Origin of the sequence: Streptomyces ossamyceticus (genome assembly GCF_001418475.1) — a bacterium.
In the GTDB taxonomy this organism is placed as follows: Bacteria; Actinomycetota; Actinomycetes; order Streptomycetales; family Streptomycetaceae; genus Streptomyces; species Streptomyces ossamyceticus.
Map to the genome: position 1 here is coordinate 1 of NZ_LIQX01001005.1, position 1,040 is coordinate 1,040.

The 1,040-nt window shown below is 76.8% G+C and carries 1 protein-coding gene; it reads left to right on the plus strand.

The features are described 5' to 3' along the window. Positions 1 to 1,040, plus strand: a 1,040-nt coding sequence (locus AOK15_RS41370) for a PEP/pyruvate-binding domain-containing protein (protein ID WP_240508844.1), incomplete at both ends; no start/stop codon positions are given.

Sequence of the window (1,040 nt, forward strand, 5' to 3'; positions counted from 1 at the left end):
CCCCCAGCATCACCAAGCAGGCCGCGGACCCCGTCCCTCTCCTCACCCCCTCCGACCTGCGGCGGCTCGCGCGGCTGGCGCGGCGGGCCGCTCTGGTGTTCGGGGGGCCGCAGGACATCGAGTTCGGGTTCGACGACGATGGACGACTGTGGCTGTTCCAGAGCCGCCCGATCACGGCGATGGCGGCGCGGCCGGCACGAGGAGCCCGGCTGCTGGGCCCCGGCCCCGTGGCGGAGACTCTGCCGGGTCGGTTGGAGCCGCTGGAGGAGGACCTGTGGCTGGCACCCATGGCCAGGGGGCTGGCCATCGCGTTGGACCTCGGCGGCAGCGCGCCCCGGCGGCTGCTGCGGAGGCTGCCGGTGGTGACGGCGGTCGGCGGTCGGGCGGCGGCCGATCTGCGGCTGCTGGGGGCCGTCCCCCCGAGGCACCGCGTGCTCGCGTTGCTGAACCCCGCGACGGGTGCCCGGCGGGTCGGCGCGGCCTGGCGGGTGGGGCGGCTGGCGTCGACGTTGCCGGGGCTGGCGACGGACCTGGTGGCGGACGTCGACCGGCGGCTCACCGAGATCCCGGCGCCGTCGCGGCTGCGGGGCCCCGCGCTGGTGTCGTCCCTGCGATGGGCTCGCGCCGCCCTGGTGTCGTTGCACGCCCAGGAGGCCCTGGCGGGCGCCCTCCTTCCCGCGCCCCGCGTCACGGCCGCGAGCGCCGCCCTCGCCACCCTCACCGAACCGTGGGCCCAGGGCCTGCCGGACGACCGGCTGATCGCCGCCGAACCCGTCCTGCTGACCCTGACGCCGCCCAGACTGTGGGAGTCCTCGCTACTGCCGCGCACCGCGCCCGCACCCCGGCCCCCGCAAGGGCTTCCCTCGTCGAGCACCGGTTCCGACGGCCCTGTCGATGACCACGCGCTCCGCCCGCCCTCCGCCTCCGCAGACCCTCTCGACGATCACACGGCCCGCCCATCCTCCGGCTCACTGAGCGCCGCCGACGATCAGGCCATCCCCCTGCCCTCCACGGCCACGGACCCCCTCGGCCAACACACC